Origin of the sequence: Oceanospirillum maris DSM 6286 (assembly GCF_000422865.1) — a bacterium.
Classification (GTDB): Bacteria; Pseudomonadota; Gammaproteobacteria; order Pseudomonadales; family Halomonadaceae; genus Oceanospirillum; species Oceanospirillum maris.
Genome location: NZ_KE383936.1, coordinates 381,620 through 396,815, shown reverse-complemented (window position 1 = coordinate 396,815; position 15,196 = coordinate 381,620). Strand labels below are relative to the sequence as shown.

Genomic DNA, 15,196 nt, shown 5'->3' with positions numbered 1-15,196 from the left:
ATTAGTATTACAGCGTAAGCCCCGTAACAACTAATTCCATCTTTGAACTACGAGAACCTTTAACAAGAAGCGTCGTATCACTTTTTAAATGCGGTTTTATGGCAGCAATCAGAGATGCCTTATCAGCAAAGTGTTCCGCCCCCGAACCAAACGCTTGGCAGGTCAATGCTGTGAACTGCCCGATAGTCAATAGACGTCCCACGCCCTTGGCTTTCGCATAGATTCCCAATTCTTGATGGGCTTGCTCTGTAGCAGCGCCTAACTCACCAATATCGCCTAGTACCAGAATATGCTCACCGGAGTAATCCATTAATGTATCAATCGCGGCTCTAACAGATCCTGGGTTAGCATTGTAACTGTCATTGATGATACGAGACTGTTGAAGCCCTGTAACCGTTTGCAAGCGACCACTCACTCCAGAAAAGTGATTCAACCCTTGAGCGATGCACGTCAAATCAAGTCCCAACTGCAGTGCTGCTGAAGCAGCCGCCAAAGCATTGCTCACATTATGGCGAGCTGGGACTTGTAATTGAACAGGAATACGTCTTTCCGATAAATGCCTAGCATCTGCTAAACGATCCGAGACACAGAGATTAAAACGATAACCGCATTCCGTCACCTGTAGATCGGTAGCGTATAGATCAATTTTCTCTACAGAACTTCCTACAGAGCGCTCTACAGAATTTCCTTCAGATTCTTCTGCAATAACAGCCTGATCAGAATCAAACTTCAGCATTGAATAGCCGGTTAATAATCGCTCACCCGCAAGACTAATCCAGTAATCGACAAAAGCATCATCGTAGTTAACCACAATTTTGCCTTCAGAACCCAAGACCTGTATCAACTCACCCTTAGCCTGCGCTATTTGTTGAATCGAGCCAAATTCACCTAAATGGGCACCTGTAACATTCAGTACCACGCCGATATCGGGCCGTGCAATCCTCCCGCAGTAGTCGATTTCACCTAGATGATTTGCACCCAGTTCAATCACCGCATATTGATGCTGCTCGCTTAAACGCATCAATGTCAAAGGTACGCCAATATCGTTATTGAAATTGCCCGCAGTAATCAACACCTTATTCTGACCAACTGCCTCGGTCAAAATAGCGCCCAGCATCTCTTTAACCGTTGTTTTGCCACTATTACCCGTAATCGCAATAACCGGCCCAGTAAATAACCCACGATTGTAAGTGGCAATCTGGCCTAAAGCGATACGAGTATCAGGCACAAGCCATTGAGGCAGGTCGATATCAGGTTGATAATCACTCACAACCAAACCAACAGCCCCTTGATTTTGCGCCTGTTGGCAAAAAAGATGACCGTCAAAACGCTCACCTTTTAATGCTAAAAAAACGTTACCCGATAGATTTGCCCGAGAATCCGTTTCTATCCCCGTAAATGCCACATCGCCCTTAAGCCGCTCGCCACCAAAATACTGCTGTAATTCACTCAATAAAAGTGCGCGGATCATAAAGACGTTCCTTCTGCAGGGGTTAGAGACGACGCTGTGGTTTGAGACACCAAAGCCTGATGCCCCCTTAACCGCAAAGCTGCCTGTGCAACATCAACATCATCGAAGTAATGACGCACACCTTGAATCTCTTGGTAGGTCTCGTGGCCTTTGCCGGCAATTAGAATAACGTCATCAGTATCAGCCCGCAGTATCGCCTGTTCGATCGCTCGCTGGCGATCAACATCAACCAAGGTGGCAGGCTTTATTAATCCAGCTTCCACTTGAAATACAATATCAGCGGGATTTTCACTTCTAGGATTATCGCTAGTCACAATAACGTTATCGGACAAACGAGAGGCCACTTCAGCCATTAGAGGTCGTTTCCCCGCATCTCGATCACCACCGCAACCAAAAACACACCACAGACATCCTTGAATATGCCCGCCCACGGCAAGCAAAGCATTTTCTAAGGCATCCGGTGTATGAGCATAATCGACAACAACCTTAGGCAGCCTGTTAACGTTAGAATCCTTGCAGTTATCGCCGCTTAACGCTTCATTGATAGAGACTAACTGCATACGCCCCGCCACGGGCTTAATCTGTCGCAGTTGAGCAACAACCTGATCAGGCTTAAAGCCAAGAGCAAAAAGCACAGCAGTGGCCGCTAAAGCATTCGCCACATTAAAATCACCCAATAGCGGTAACGACACATCAAACGAACCCCAACGACCATTTAAGGTCAGCTGAAATCCTTGAGGATGAGCTAATAGCGTCTCGCAATAAAGGTCCGCATCGGTTTTATCAAGACTGTAACTTAGCAAACGAACATCAGTATTATTCGATGCAATCGTCGCCTTCAACTCAGGGTAATAAGCATCATCGGCATTTAATAGAGCAACCGACAAAGGGTATTGAGTAAATAAGGCTGATTTCGCAGCACCATAAGCCGCCATAGTGCCATGGTAATCAAGATGGTCTCGGCTTAAATTGGTAAAAATACCCACTTCAAAAGGCACGCCAGCGGTACGTTTTTGATCAAGAGCGTGAGAGGAAACCTCCATCACCTGATAGTTAAAATCTTGCCTTTTTAGCGTGGCTAACACCTGATGTAGTTGAATCAGATCCGGCGTAGTATGGGTTGCTGTTTTAAGATCATTTAATGCACCGATTCCAACCGTCCCAATAACCGCGGCTTTCTCACCGAGCATCTCTAATAGTTGAGCAAGGTAATGGCTAACCGATGTTTTACCATTGGTTCCCGTAATGCCAATCAAGTGCGGTGAACCTGTATTTAGCTCGCCGGCTGCTGCCAACCAAGCGCCTAAGCGATGACGTAAGTCTTTAAGCGCCACAATCGGTATGGATTCAACCCAATAGAGCGTATCAACATCAGACTCCAGCAAGACCAAACCCGCGCCCTTCTCTATGGCGGAGGGAATAAAATCACGGCCTTTATGCTGAGTACCATTAAGAGCGACAAAAATATCGTGGCGCTCAATTTGCCGGGAGTCGATACGCAATAGCCCCGTCAAGGCTGGAGTAGTGGATCGATCAGAAAAGAATTCAGGCAAGAGCTCGGGAAAAAGTACGACAAGTTTTTGCTGCAGATAGGGGACAAAACGGTTATCAGTGGGTATAAAATTATTAGCGAGCATCAGTGGTCTCCTGAATCTCCTTATCGGGAGCAACATTTAAGTAACGTAGCGCATTGCCCATAATACGTCCAAAGATTGGTGCAGCAACCTCGCCACCGTGATACTCACGACCCGATGGGCTATCAACCCAAACGATAGCCACAACCTTAGGATCAGAAACAGGAGCAATACCGGCAAAAATAGCCATATACTCATACTCATAACCGGTTGACCCAACTTTATGGACCGTACCTGTTTTGCCGCCAATACGATAACCTGGGATAGCCGCCCGAGTACCCGTACCACCTCGCGTTGTTACTGTTTCCATCATCTCTACCACACGATTAGCGGTGCTCTCCGGTATAATGCGCTCATCGGGTAATTTATCTGCACGCTTAAGCAAAGACACATATTTTTTCACGCCATGATTCGCCAATACCTGATAGGCCTGCGCCAATTGCAATGACGTCACGGCAAGCCCGTAGCCATAGGCCATCGTGGCAATTTTAGCTTTCTGGCCTAAGCGTGGCGCGACTAAAGAACCAACACCTTCACCCGGAAAACCGATACCCGTGGTTTGCCCCAATCCCATCTGCTGCAAATAAGACCAAACTGTATCAATCGGCATCGAGAGAGCCATTTTAGCCACCCCTACGTTACTCGATTTAGTAATTATATTGGTCAGGCTTAAAGGGCCGTAATTGCGAAAATCCCGAATACTATGGCCCCCTAAGCGAAGATAGCCCGGTGAAGTGTCGACTATATCATCAGCTTTGTAATGCCCACTGGCGATAGCGGATGCGATGGTTAAAGGTTTAATAGTTGAACCCGGTTCAAACAGATCGATAAGAGGACGGTTGCGCAATGCGGCCAAATCCAGAGAACTTCGGTCATTCGGGTTGTAGGATGGCTGGCTAACCATGGCCAATACTTCACCACTTTCTGCGTCCAACAAAACAACGGCACCAGCTTTGGCACCATGCTGATCCACCGCAGCTTTTAGCTCACGGTAAGCCATAAACTGTAAATTAAGATCAATGGTCAACTGTATATCTTGGCCTGGTTGGGGGCGTTCTAAAACTTGAAGGTCACGAAAAACATGGCCTCGGCGATCTTTAAGCACTTTTTTCTGACCAGGTTTACCTTTCAAAGCCGCATCAAAGGCCAGTTCCAATCCTTCCTGCCCCTTATCATCAATATTGGTAAAACCAACCAAATGTGCAGCCATCTCATGGGCTGGATAATATCGTTTATATTCTGGCTGGCCATAAACACCTGCGATATTAAGGTCAAGGGCAATCTTAGCTTCTTCAGGAATCATATGCCGGCGCAGATAAATAAAACCTTTACCTTCAGCGGCAGCTAAACGTCTTTTCAACCGAACCACAGGCATATCAATCGCTTTAGCCAATGCGGCAAGCTTCTCATCACTGGCCTGGAAGTGCTTGGGATTGGCCCATAACGTTGTCACTGGTGTACTCAGTGCAAGAGGTTCACCGTTACGGTCTTGAATCATTCCACGATAACCGGGAATACTGTCAATCCGCACGCTTCGAGCATCACCCTGTTCTTGTAAAAAATCTCTATCGGCAATATGTAGGTGCACCATCCGCCCCGCCAGTAATAAACCAGCAAGAAGCAAGACGCATAATGCAATAGGATAACGAAGACCAATAATGGCCAGAATAGGTTTCTTTCTCATTAGTCAGCCTTTGCCGGTGCCAAGGAAGAAGGAGAAGATTCCAGTGATTCAGGGATAACAATCTGGACTTTATCAGAGGAAATCAATTGCATCTGCAATGAGTTGCGGGCAATGGCTTCAATTCGACTCGGTGATGCCAGTGTGCTCCGCTCAAGCAGCAGTTGCCCCCACTCCACATCATACAGCCTCTGCTGGCGATCTAGGTTTTGTAGCGAAGCATAAGCCAGCCGGTTCTCATAGGCCGCATAAATCACCAGCAAAGAAGAGATCAAGGTTAGTAAACTAAACCCGATAAACAACCGAGCAGAGTAAGAGAGTGATTCAGGCAACAGCGCCAAGAGTTCCACACGAATCCGCTGCAAAACCGGCAGCCTTTGTAAGGCTGTATGTTTAGCATTTTTAGTTTTGGCTTCGTTACGTGATGCGACTTGATTGGAACTCATGGCGGAACAAACCTGATGTTTTTAAGCAACACGCTCAGCAACACGCATAACCGCACTACGTGAACGAGGGTTCGCTTGAACTTCTTGTTTAGAGGGCTTTGTTGCCTTGCTTAATAATTTCAAACGAATATTAAGCTGATCTTGAGTAAAAGGCACTCCAGGCGGAAGGTGCGTATCACCCTTAGCCATATCACGCATAAAGCGTTTCACTAGACGGTCTTCAAGGGAGTGAAAGCTAATAACCACCAAGCGCCCACCAACTTTTAGTAGATCTAACGATTGCTTTAAACAGATTTCAAGATCTTCTAGCTCACGGTTAATATGAATACGAATCCCTTGGAATGCACGTGTTGCAGGGTGCTTGCCTTTTTCCCAGGCAGGATTAGCTTCTTTAACAATGCTCGCCAAACGACCAGTACGAGTAATCGGCTCAAGTTTACGCTCAGCAATAATGGCCCGAGCCATACGTCGAGCAAAACGCTCTTCGCCATAATCTTTCATCACACGAACTAACTCTGCCTCTGGAGCCGAATTAACCCAGTCTGCCGCCGACTGCCCCGCATCAGGATTCATACGCATATCCAAAGGACCATCATTCATAAAACTAAAGCCGCGCTCAGGATCATCCAATTGAGGTGAAGAAACGCCAAGATCTAGCAAAATACCATCAAGTTGACCGGACACACCTTCTTCAGCGGCAAAACGATCAAGCTCAGCAAAAGAACCTTGAAAGACTTTAAAGCGAGGGTCATCCGTTTCAAGGCGATGGGCTTCAGCAAGGGCGAGCGGATCTTTATCGACACCATAAAGCCGGCCCTCTGGACTTAATTTATCCAGAACAAGACGAGAGTGACCACCCCGACCAAAGGTGCCATCTACATAGGTGCCGGATGGCGAATGAACTAAAGCCTCTACGGCTTCATTCAACAAAACGGTCAGGTGCTGAAAAGCTTGAGTCATGGTGAGATCTGATTCTTGATGTACGATTAAACCGGATTCAGCAGTGCACCCTGTCTCACCAAGCTTGGTTAGAAACTCTGAAAAAGCTTTCTAAGCATTCATCTTGGCAAAAACAAGGTGCACTGCTGCAAATGATGTGGAGTCGGCCGATAAGCCGGGTTCTGTCGTAGACAGTCATTCATCTAGGGCTTGCGTTACCACAAGCCTCAAGCAACCTACCCGAACCCAATGCGGGCCGCACCATAGGGTTCCTATTTGGTCTTGCTCCGAGTGGGGTTTACCATGCCACAAGCTGTTGCCAGTTGCGCGGTGCGCTCTTACCGCACCCTTTCACCCTTACCTGTGCTTCGTGAGAAGCCATCGGCGGTCTGCTCTCTGCTGCACTTTCCGTAGACTCGCGCCTCCCAGGCGTTACCTGGCACTCTGCCCTTTGGAGCCCGGACTTTCCTCCCCCTTTGCAGCGAACTGCAAAAGCGGCGACTGCCTGGCCAACTCCAAGCGAGCTAGGATATAAGGATCGTCGCTCCCAGACAACCAATTTTTGTGCTAAATCAACACGCACTGCAATTCAAACAGGCTGCACTCATTTTTGTAACGCAAGAGCTTGCTGATAAAGGGCGTTCTTTTTCTGACCCGTAATCTTGGCACAAAGAGCTGCCGCCTGCTTAACCGGTAGCTCTTCTAGCAAGACCTTAAGCACTTTCTCTGCGGAAACAGCCGCCGCTTCTTCATCTTCTTTAGCGGGTGCTCCAGCAACAACCAAGACAAACTCTCCCCGCTGCTGATTAGCATCCGACTGAATCCAGACCAAGGTTTCTTCTAACGTACCCGTGTAAAAGGTCTCAAAGGTCTTAGTAATTTCACGGGCAACCGTGATCAAGCGATCACCACCCAGCACCTCTGCCATATCCGTCAAAGAATCGACGATTCGGTGCGGTGACTCGTAAAACACCAAAGTTCGCGTTTCCTCTTCGACTTGATGCAGCTGCTTTTTACGGCCACTACTTTTAGCCGGTAAAAAGCCTTCAAAGCAGAAACGATCCGTTGGCATACCCGCTGCAGATAACGCTGTAACTAATGCACAGGGGCCAGGGATTGGAATCACCTGAAAGCCGGCCTGTCGAACCGCCTGAACCACATGAAAACCTGGGTCAGAAATTAAAGGGGTCCCTGCATCAGAGACTAAAGCGATATTTAAACCTGATTTTAATTCTGAAATTACTTTTTCTACGCGCTGCTGCTCGTTATGATCATGAACCGAGAACAGAGGCTTATTAATAGTAAAATGCATCAGCAGCTGACGAGTATGACGGGTATCTTCTGCCGCGATCAGGTCTACTGAACGCAACACCTTTAACGCCCGCTCTGAAATATCAGCAAGATTACCAATCGGGGTAGCAACCACGTACAATACGGATTCGGACATCCTATAACCCTGTGTTAACGATTATTAAAAATTATGCACTAACAGCCACTAAGAGTTTGACTATGCCTGCTAGTAATCAGCGACAATATAACAAGCGCCATAACCTACAACGCACTTTAAGCCGTTGGATTGCAATCCCAACAATAGCGCTGTTAGCCGCCTGTAGTGGCCCTTCTGAAAAACCTGGTCAGGAGTCTGAGTCAAGCGTTATTAGTCAGCCTGTCGGCTTATCAGCAGAAGATCTCTTGTTACTCGCGCAGCAATCCAGCTTTGATCAGGCTCAAGTATACCGGCTTCGTGCGGCAGAGATTCTAGCACAGGACGGAGACGTTGATGCGGCCCTGCGCTTGCTCGCTAATATTCATGCCTATAGATTGCCTTTCTCGCTACAAAAACGCTTTGTATTTCTATCAGCAGAGCTCAGTTTAGGTAGCGGAGAAGGTTGGCAGGCTCTTGTTGCCTTAAATAACACCGGCAACCTTATTTATGATCGCTTAACACCCGACGAACAGATGACCCTTGCCTCCTATCGCGCACATGCTTACAGCATTTTAGGCTATCACGAAGCAAGTGCGCGGGAGTATCTCGCCTTAGCTCGACAACAAACAGGCTTACCAGCACAACAATCCTACAATCAGCTTTGGCAAGCTCTACTGAATATCACGCTAGATGATATCCGCACACTAATGGAAACCGAAGTAGATCAAGAACTTCAAGGCTGGCTTGATCTTGCAAGGGTTCGAAAAGAAGCCGCTAACAACCTAGATCAGTTTACCGATGAACTTAACCGTTGGCAGCAATACTGGCATGGTCATCCTGCGGCCTTATCACTCCCCAAAGATATGGCATTCTTAGCCGACATTAGCCGCAATCCTATTAAGCATATTGCGGTATTCCTACCGCAATCCGGTGCGCTTTCAAAAGCAGGCAATGCGATTCGCGATGGCATTATAGCCGCATCAATTAATGCAACAACTCAAGGCGCTTCAACCCCTAAACTTAGCTTCTTTGATAGCAATAGCCTCTCACTAGATGCACTGTACCGCTCCGCCATGACGGCGGGTGCAGAAGTGGTTATCGGCCCACTGTCCAAAAGCAAGGTAACAGAGCTTCAAGCGCGTAGCTCTCTTCCCTTAAGAACCTTGGCCTTAAACTATGGCACCCGCCTAAGCACCGAGAACACAGACCTCTTTCAATACGCGATATCGGCAGAGGATGAAGCCTCTCAAGCGGCTAAAATGGCATGGCAAGATGGTAAAAAACGAGCCTTAACACTCACACCATCCAGTGATTGGGGTGGCCGCGCCTTATCAGCCTTTGAAAAAACATGGCAAGAGCAGGGTGGAAGCATTGCAGAGACGGGCATGTACTCTAGTAAAACTAATTTAGGTCTTAGCGTTGAAAAAATGCTTGAAGTGGATAAAAGCGAAAAACGCTGGCGTCGCATCAGTCAACTATTAGATCAGAAAGTAGAGTTTGAGCCTCGCCGCCGTCAAGATATTGATATGATGTTCTTAGTCGCCACACCGGCTACTGCACGGCAAGTCAAACCCGTGCTAGCCTTTTACTATGCGAGCAATCTACCTGTTTACGCCACATCACACCTATACAACGGCAAAGAATCCACAAGTCGAGATCAAGACCTTAACGGCATCCATTTTTGCGACATCCCTTGGTTTTTAGAAAATAGCTCAGGACTTAAACGCCAAATCGAAGAGGCATGGCCTGATGAAACCAATCGATATGGCCGACTTTTTGCGATGGGTACGGATGCCCTTCAGCTAGCAGGCCGGCTGCGTATGCTTGAAGCACTACCAGACAGCAAAGTGTTTGGTGCTACTGGGGCACTGTCATTGAAAAAAGATCTCAGTATTCAGCGCCAACTCCAGTGGGCTACTTTTGTTCGCGGACGACCTGTTATGCGTCAATATATAGAGTCCCCCACAAACTAACGACCAGTATCTATATAAAAATAAAACATATAAAAACCGCAAGGATGCGAAGCAATGAAAAAGACAACCCAAGAAACAGGACAAGATGCCGAGCTTCTGGCTCAACATTTTTTACAGGAACAAGGGTTAATTTATATCCGCCGTAATGTTCATTTCAAGACCGGCGAAATAGACCTTGTTATGCAAGACAAGCATTGCTTAGTCTTTATTGAAGTTCGTTATAGGCAAAACAAACATTATGGCAGCGCGGTTGAAAGCATTACCATCAGCAAGCAAAAAAAGCTTATAAGAAGCGCCTTGCTTTACTGCCAAAAACATAAGATACAGTCGCCATGGCGTATTGATGTGGTTGCGATTACACCTGCATCCCTTGATCAGCCATTGGATATCAACTGGATTCCATCAGCTATAACCTCTTGATGGCGTTACGAGTAACTAGATCATGGATTTACAAGACAGAATCATTGCCAATTTCCACAGCAGTATTGACTCACAGGCCACCGCAAGTGAGATGCTGCCTCCGCTGATAGAACATGCTAGCAGCCTGATTGTAAACTGCTTGATCAATGATAATAAAATTCTTACCTGTGGCAATGGTGGCTCTGCGGCACTTGCACAGCATTTCGCATCAGAGATGCTGAACCGTCATGAGAAAGATCGCCCTAGCTTACCAGCAATGGCGCTATCAACCGATAGCTCTACCCTCACGGCGATCTCCAATAGCGCGAGCTTTAACGAAGTTTTTTCCAAGCAAGTGCGCGCCCTAGGTCAGCCCGGTGACATCCTGCTTGTCATCACCTCTAGCTGTAAATCCAACAATGTGGTGCAGGCCGTGCAGGCTGCTCATAACAGAGGCATGACCGTTATTGCACTCACAGGTGGTGACGGTGGAGATGTTGCCTCACTGCTCAGCAGCGATGACTTTGAGATACGCGCACCCGCCGAACAAACAAGTCGAATCCAGGAAGTTCAGTTATTGGCCATGCACTGCCTATGCGATCTAATCGACGTGCAGCTATTCGGCGGAATGGAAGATTAGACGAAAAAAAGGCATCCCGAAGGATGCCTTTTTCATTCTAACGTAACGCATAACCGATCAGCTTACTTAACTACCCGAAGAGACGGACGCTTATTAGTAGAGGCTGATTCAGTTGCTTCCTTGGTCGGCTCTGATTCCCTTTTTACCACAACAGGGCCTTTAGGCTCTGGTTCCGGTAGTTCAGGCTCATGGCCAAACGCCATCCCCTGCCCATTTTCTTTGGCATAAATAGCAAGTATCGCAGTTACAGGTACATAAACCTGCTGCGGCACACCGCCAAAACGAGCAGAAAAGGTGACGGCTTCATTTGAAATATCTAAATTACGCACAGCACTCATCGTAATGTTGAGAACAATCTGACCATCTTGAATATGCTGGGAAGGAACCATGACATCTTCAAGAGTGGCATCAACCGCCAAATAAGGCGTTAGATCATTATCAGCAAGCCATTCGTATAAGGCGCGAATTAGATAGGGACGACTGGAAGACATAGTAAATCCAATTACAGACGCATTTCACGTTCAGCTTCAGACAAACTTGCCTGAAAAGCCTCACGATTAAACAATCGGTTATTCATATAAGACAACAATGGCTGAACCTGATTTTCCGGCAGTTCAATACCCAAGGCAGGTAGACGCCAAAGGATTGATGCTGCACAGCAATCAACCAGTGTAAATTCCTCACTCATAAAGTAAGGCAGCTCTTCAAAAATAGGGCTGGTAGAGATAAGGCTCTCACGCAGCTCTTTACGAGCTTGTTCAACGGCTTTTGCATCTTTATTTGCCGTGATGATATCAACGTTAGGGCACCAATCACGCTGGATGCGGTACATAAACTGACGGCTTTGCGCGCGGGCTACTGGATAAACAGGCAATAGTGGAGGGTGAGGAAAACGCTCATCCAGATATTCCATCATTATATCCGACTGGAACAAAACCAAATCCCGGTCAACCAGCGTAGGCAGGCTGTTGTAAGGATTGATATCAGCCAGCTCAGCAGGCTTGTTAGCATCAAGGCAATCTAGAATATCAACAGCGACTCCCTTCTCTGCTAGCACAATACGAACACGATGACTGTAATGATCTTCACCGTTAGAATAAAACGTCATTGAGGAACGCTTGGCTGCTACACCCATTGTATAACCCCTATCAAATTTTCAAGGCCAATATAAAAGCATATCTTTGCTCATAGAGCAAAAAAAGCGCGCAACCCGCAAAGGGTTGCACGCTCTTCACATCGTTGGCAATCGATTAGTGAATATCGCGCCAGTACTCTTTCTTCAGCAAGTAAGCAACGATGATCAGCAGCAAGATAAAACCTAACACCCAAGGTGCAATGCTGTTACTTTCCAATTTGGAAGGCTCACCAACATAGACGAGGAAGTTAGTTAAATCATAAGCCACTTTATCGAACTCAGCTTTGCTCATAGAACCCTGCTGGGTAATTTTCAAGCAGCTTTCACCAACTTGGTTACCTGTCAGAGGATCTATTTGTGCGACATGATGGTTAGGATCACACACTTTATCCTGAATACCCTGTAGAGATGCTAACACGTTCGGCATACCTACATCAGGGAATACAGTGTTGTTCACACCCCAAGGACGACTTGGATCTGTGTAGAAACTACGCAGGTAAGTGTAAACCCAGTCAGGGCCACGCAAACGAGCTTCTAGGCTTAGATCCGGTGGCGCTGCACCAAACCAAACACTAGCATCTTCTTTTTGCATGCCAATGCGCATCTGATCGTTGTACTTCAGAGAACTGTTAAAGATTAGATTTTCTTCAATAACATCCTGAGGAACACCCAAATCTTCTGCAGTGCGCGAATAACGCTGGAACTCTGCTGAGTGACAACCCATGCAATAGTTCACGAATAATTTAGCACCATTCTGCAACGACGCTTTGTCGTACAGGTCTGGTTCCATTTTATCCAGGTGGACACTGCCACCTGCTGCAAGCGCCGTAAACGGTACCAGCGCTAAAATCAGTGCAATCAGTTGCTTTTTCATTAGCCTGTCACCCTCTCTGGCACTGGTTTAGTGGATTCGAACTTGGTGTACCAAGGCATTAGGATAAAGTACAAGAAGTAAATCGCTGTACAAGCCTGAGCCAACAAAGTACGACCAGGAGTCGATGGAATAGCACCCAAAACACCTAGAATGACAAAGCTAACTGCAAATAGCAGTAGGAAGACCTTGCTGATCCAGCCTTTGTAGCGCATAGAGCGAACAGGACTCTTATCCAACCACGGCAGAACAAACAGAATGGCAATAGCTCCACCCATCACAACTACACCCCAGAACTTAGCGTCTAGGCCAAACATTGGGAAGGTGATCGCACGTAGCATTGCGTAGAATGGCGTAAAGTACCAAACAGGAGCAATGTGGGCAGGAGTTTTCAACGCGTTAGCCGGTTCAAAGTTTGGCGCTTCAATAAAGTAGCCACCCATCGCCGGTGCGTAGAAAATAATCGCACAGAACACAAACAAGAATACCGCCACGCCTACAATATCTTTTACGGTGTAGTACGGGTGGAAAGGAATACCATCCAGCGGAATACCATTCTCATCTTTATGCTTTTTAATATCGTTGCCGTCAGGGTTGTTAGAACCCACTTCATGCAATGCAAGAATGTGCAGTACAACTAAGGCCAACAGTACGATAGGCAGGGCAATAACATGCAGTGCAAAGAAACGGTTCAGCGTAACGCCAGAGATCAGGTAATCACCCCGGATCCACTGTGCCAAATCAGCACCAATGCCAGGAATAGCAGTGAACAGGGAGATAATAACCTGCGCACCCCAATAGGACATCTGTCCCCATGGCAATAAGTAACCCATGAATGCTTCAGCCATCAGCGCTAAGTAAATCGCCATGCCGAAGATCCAAATAAGCTCCCGAGGAGCCTTGTACGAGCCATACATCATGCCGCGGAACATATGCATATATACGACGATAAAGAATGCAGAAGCACCCGTAGAGTGCATATAACGCAATAGCCAGCCGAATTCGACATCACGCATGATGTACTCAACGGAAGCAAAAGCACCTTCAGCACTTGGGTTAAAGCTCATCGTTAGCCAGATACCAGTTAGAATCTGGTTAACCAGTACTAAAAGGGCAAGAGAACCAAAGAAGTACCAAAAGTTAAAGTTTTTAGGAGCATAGTATTTGCTCAGGTGATCTTCCCACATCGCCGTAGCCGGGAAACGATCATCAATCCAACCCATTAGGCCTGGATTACCCTTGTTACGGTTACCAGCCATTATGCATTCTCCTGATCTACACCGATGACAATAGTGCCATCAGCCTCGTATTTATAGGGAGGAATTTCCAGGTTTACAGGAGCAGGAACACCCTTGTAAACACGACCGGAAAGGTCAAAACGAGAACCGTGACACGGACAGAAGAAGCCACCCAACCAGTCATCACCCAGATCAGCAGGTGCTATTTCTGGACGATAGGTAGGAGAACAACCTAAGTGAGTGCAGATCCCGATCATCACCGCATACTCCGGCTTAATGGAGCGTAGAACACCACTAATGTACCCTGGCTGCTGAGGAACTGCTGATTGAGGGTCTGCGACCTGATCATTCAGCTTATCCAGATTCGCGATCATCTCAGGCGTACGGTAGATAACCCATACAGGTTTACCACGCCATTCAATGGTCATTTGCTGACCCGGTTGCAGCTTAGATATATCAGCTCTAACCGGAGCACCCGCCGCCCGTGCTTTCGCACTAGGATTCCAGGATGCTACAAAGGGTACCGCTACCCCCACAACGCCCACTGCACCTAATGCAGATGTCGCGCCAAGAAGGAAACGGCGACGCCCTTTGTTTACGCCGTCATTACTCATCGTAAGGTCTCTCCCATCAACCAACCCGTTAAATTTCAAGGGGTTATGCAACTTTAATTAAGCAACTTAACCCGTTGCCATTTTTCACGGAAAATAAATGGCACAAATAGTAAAAAAATCAGCACCGCAACACAAGAGAATATACCCCTGTAAAAATAATGCCTTAGTTGCATACCTAGAGTTTTCGGCCTAGGAGAACAAAGGCATCGACAGTGCATTGAGCCAAATCAATAATAAGTATATTTATCGCCATCTTAACCAAAAAAAACGCCCAGACACACAATTGGCCTGAGCGTTTTTTGTATACAAACCAATAAGGTCTGTAAGCGAATTAACGCTTGGAGAACTGTGGACGTTTACGTGCTTTACGTAGACCCACTTTCTTACGCTCAACTTTACGCGCATCACGAGTCACGTAACCTGCCGCACGCAGGATCTGACGTAGAGTCTCATCATACTCCATAAGAGCACGAGTTACACCGTGACGAATCGCGCCAGCTTGACCGAAGTCACCACCGCCTTTAACAGTGATGTTTAAATCGAACTTTTCATTGTTTTCGGTCAACTCAAGAGGTTGACGAACAATGATACGTGCAGTCATACGACCGAAGTATTCTTCAAGAGGCTTACCGTTTACAACGATATTGCCAGAGCCTGCGCGTAGAAATACGCGAGCTGTAGAGGTTTTACGACGACCGGTACCGTAATACTGAGTTGCAGACATGTTTA

General features: G+C 47.0%; 15 protein-coding genes and 1 other RNA gene. 3 read left to right on the top strand and 13 right to left on the bottom strand.

What is annotated here, in order from left to right; genetic code table 11:
• Positions 1-7: 7 nt before the first annotated feature.
• From G517_RS0113870 to rsmI, 7 genes are all read right to left on the bottom strand, one after another.
• Positions 8-1,471 (bottom strand): UDP-N-acetylmuramoyl-tripeptide--D-alanyl-D-alanine ligase, encoded by a 1,464-nt coding sequence (locus G517_RS0113870; RefSeq protein ID WP_028304904.1) that lies wholly within the window; start codon positions 1,469-1,471, stop codon positions 8-10.
• Positions 1,468-3,108, bottom strand: coding sequence for a UDP-N-acetylmuramoyl-L-alanyl-D-glutamate--2,6-diaminopimelate ligase (locus G517_RS19310; protein WP_051206415.1), 1,641 nt, complete (start codon positions 3,106-3,108; stop codon positions 1,468-1,470). Before G517_RS19310 ends, G517_RS0113870 begins: the two co-directional genes overlap by 4 nt.
• Positions 3,098-4,789 (bottom strand): peptidoglycan D,D-transpeptidase FtsI family protein, encoded by a 1,692-nt coding sequence (locus tag G517_RS0113860; RefSeq protein WP_028304903.1) that lies wholly within the window; start codon positions 4,787-4,789, stop codon positions 3,098-3,100. Before G517_RS0113860 ends, G517_RS19310 begins: the two co-directional genes overlap by 11 nt.
• Entirely contained in the window at positions 4,789-5,232 is a 444-nt protein-coding gene (gene ftsL / locus G517_RS20280; protein ID WP_051206414.1) for a cell division protein FtsL, read from the bottom strand. The genes G517_RS0113860 and ftsL overlap by 1 nt, the downstream gene beginning before the upstream one ends.
• Before the next feature lie 21 nt (positions 5,233-5,253).
• The gene (gene rsmH, locus G517_RS0113850) at positions 5,254-6,192 is read right to left on the bottom strand and encodes a 16S rRNA (cytosine(1402)-N(4))-methyltransferase RsmH (RefSeq protein ID WP_028304902.1); all 939 of its coding nucleotides are present in this window, start codon (positions 6,190-6,192) and stop codon (positions 5,254-5,256) included.
• 134 nt (positions 6,193-6,326) lie between these two features.
• Positions 6,327-6,688, bottom strand: an RNA gene (gene rnpB / locus G517_RS20285) — RNase P RNA component class A.
• 87 nt (positions 6,689-6,775) lie between these two features.
• Complete coding sequence (rsmI, locus tag G517_RS0113845; protein WP_028304901.1) at positions 6,776-7,618, bottom strand: 16S rRNA (cytidine(1402)-2'-O)-methyltransferase; 843 nt, start codon at positions 7,616-7,618, stop codon at positions 6,776-6,778.
• A 62-nt stretch (positions 7,619-7,680) separates the two neighbouring features.
• Here rsmI and G517_RS0113840 point away from each other — a divergent pair, with 62 nt between their 5' ends.
• The 3 genes from G517_RS0113840 to G517_RS0113830 are packed head-to-tail and all read left to right on the top strand — an operon-like array spanning position 7,681 to position 10,609.
• Positions 7,681-9,570 carry a penicillin-binding protein activator gene (locus tag G517_RS0113840; RefSeq protein WP_028304900.1) on the top strand — a complete coding sequence of 630 codons (1,890 nt, stop codon included), beginning with the start codon at positions 7,681-7,683 and terminating at the stop codon, positions 9,568-9,570.
• A 54-nt stretch (positions 9,571-9,624) separates the two neighbouring features.
• On the top strand, positions 9,625-9,990 hold the full coding sequence (locus tag G517_RS0113835) for a YraN family protein (protein ID WP_028304899.1): 366 nt from the start codon (positions 9,625-9,627) through the stop codon (positions 9,988-9,990).
• A gap of 22 nt (positions 9,991-10,012) precedes the next feature.
• Positions 10,013-10,609, top strand: a complete 597-nt coding sequence (locus G517_RS0113830) for a phosphoheptose isomerase (protein WP_028304898.1) — start codon at positions 10,013-10,015, stop codon at positions 10,607-10,609.
• A 62-nt stretch (positions 10,610-10,671) separates the two neighbouring features.
• Here the strand turns inward: G517_RS0113830 and G517_RS0113825 are convergent, their stop codons facing one another.
• The 6 genes from G517_RS0113825 to rpsI form a co-directional block, all read right to left on the bottom strand.
• On the bottom strand, positions 10,672-11,100 hold the full coding sequence (locus tag G517_RS0113825; protein ID WP_028304897.1) for a ClpXP protease specificity-enhancing factor: 429 nt from the start codon (positions 11,098-11,100) through the stop codon (positions 10,672-10,674).
• 11 nt (positions 11,101-11,111) lie between these two features.
• The gene (locus G517_RS0113820) at positions 11,112-11,744 is read right to left on the bottom strand and encodes a glutathione S-transferase N-terminal domain-containing protein (protein WP_028304896.1); all 633 of its coding nucleotides are present in this window, start codon (positions 11,742-11,744) and stop codon (positions 11,112-11,114) included.
• Positions 11,745-11,859: 115 nt separating this feature from the next.
• Positions 11,860-12,618, bottom strand: coding sequence for a cytochrome c1 (locus G517_RS0113815; RefSeq protein ID WP_028304895.1), 759 nt, complete (start codon positions 12,616-12,618; stop codon positions 11,860-11,862).
• Positions 12,618-13,874, bottom strand: a complete 1,257-nt coding sequence (locus G517_RS0113810; RefSeq protein ID WP_036591525.1) for a cytochrome b — start codon at positions 13,872-13,874, stop codon at positions 12,618-12,620. The genes G517_RS0113815 and G517_RS0113810 overlap by 1 nt, the downstream gene beginning before the upstream one ends.
• The gene (petA, locus tag G517_RS0113805; RefSeq protein WP_028304893.1) at positions 13,874-14,467 is read right to left on the bottom strand and encodes a ubiquinol-cytochrome c reductase iron-sulfur subunit; all 594 of its coding nucleotides are present in this window, start codon (positions 14,465-14,467) and stop codon (positions 13,874-13,876) included. Before petA ends, G517_RS0113810 begins: the two co-directional genes overlap by 1 nt.
• Before the next feature lie 331 nt (positions 14,468-14,798).
• The gene (gene rpsI / locus G517_RS0113800; RefSeq protein WP_028304892.1) at positions 14,799-15,191 is read right to left on the bottom strand and encodes a 30S ribosomal protein S9; all 393 of its coding nucleotides are present in this window, start codon (positions 15,189-15,191) and stop codon (positions 14,799-14,801) included.
• Positions 15,192-15,196: the final 5 nt, after the last annotated feature.

Coding starts and splice junctions, on each gene's coding strand:
- G517_RS0113870 (WP_028304904.1), bottom strand. CDS start 1,471: ATGATCCGCGCACTTTTATTGAGTGAATTACAGCAGTATTTTGGTGGC.
- G517_RS19310 (WP_051206415.1), bottom strand. CDS start 3,108: ATGCTCGCTAATAATTTTATACCCACTGATAACCGTTTTGTCCCCTAT.
- G517_RS0113860 (WP_028304903.1), bottom strand. CDS start 4,789: ATGAGAAAGAAACCTATTCTGGCCATTATTGGTCTTCGTTATCCTATT.
- ftsL (WP_051206414.1), bottom strand. CDS start 5,232: ATGAGTTCCAATCAAGTCGCATCACGTAACGAAGCCAAAACTAAAAAT.
- rsmH (WP_028304902.1), bottom strand. CDS start 6,192: ATGACTCAAGCTTTTCAGCACCTGACCGTTTTGTTGAATGAAGCCGTA.
- rsmI (WP_028304901.1), bottom strand. CDS start 7,618: ATGTCCGAATCCGTATTGTACGTGGTTGCTACCCCGATTGGTAATCTT.
- G517_RS0113840 (WP_028304900.1), top strand. CDS start 7,681: ATGCCTGCTAGTAATCAGCGACAATATAACAAGCGCCATAACCTACAA.
- G517_RS0113835 (WP_028304899.1), top strand. CDS start 9,625: ATGAAAAAGACAACCCAAGAAACAGGACAAGATGCCGAGCTTCTGGCT.
- G517_RS0113830 (WP_028304898.1), top strand. CDS start 10,013: ATGGATTTACAAGACAGAATCATTGCCAATTTCCACAGCAGTATTGAC.
- G517_RS0113825 (WP_028304897.1), bottom strand. CDS start 11,100: ATGTCTTCCAGTCGTCCCTATCTAATTCGCGCCTTATACGAATGGCTT.
- G517_RS0113820 (WP_028304896.1), bottom strand. CDS start 11,744: ATGGGTGTAGCAGCCAAGCGTTCCTCAATGACGTTTTATTCTAACGGT.
- G517_RS0113815 (WP_028304895.1), bottom strand. CDS start 12,618: ATGAAAAAGCAACTGATTGCACTGATTTTAGCGCTGGTACCGTTTACG.
- G517_RS0113810 (WP_036591525.1), bottom strand. CDS start 13,874: ATGGCTGGTAACCGTAACAAGGGTAATCCAGGCCTAATGGGTTGGATT.
- petA (WP_028304893.1), bottom strand. CDS start 14,467: ATGAGTAATGACGGCGTAAACAAAGGGCGTCGCCGTTTCCTTCTTGGC.
- rpsI (WP_028304892.1), bottom strand. CDS start 15,191: ATGTCTGCAACTCAGTATTACGGTACCGGTCGTCGTAAAACCTCTACA.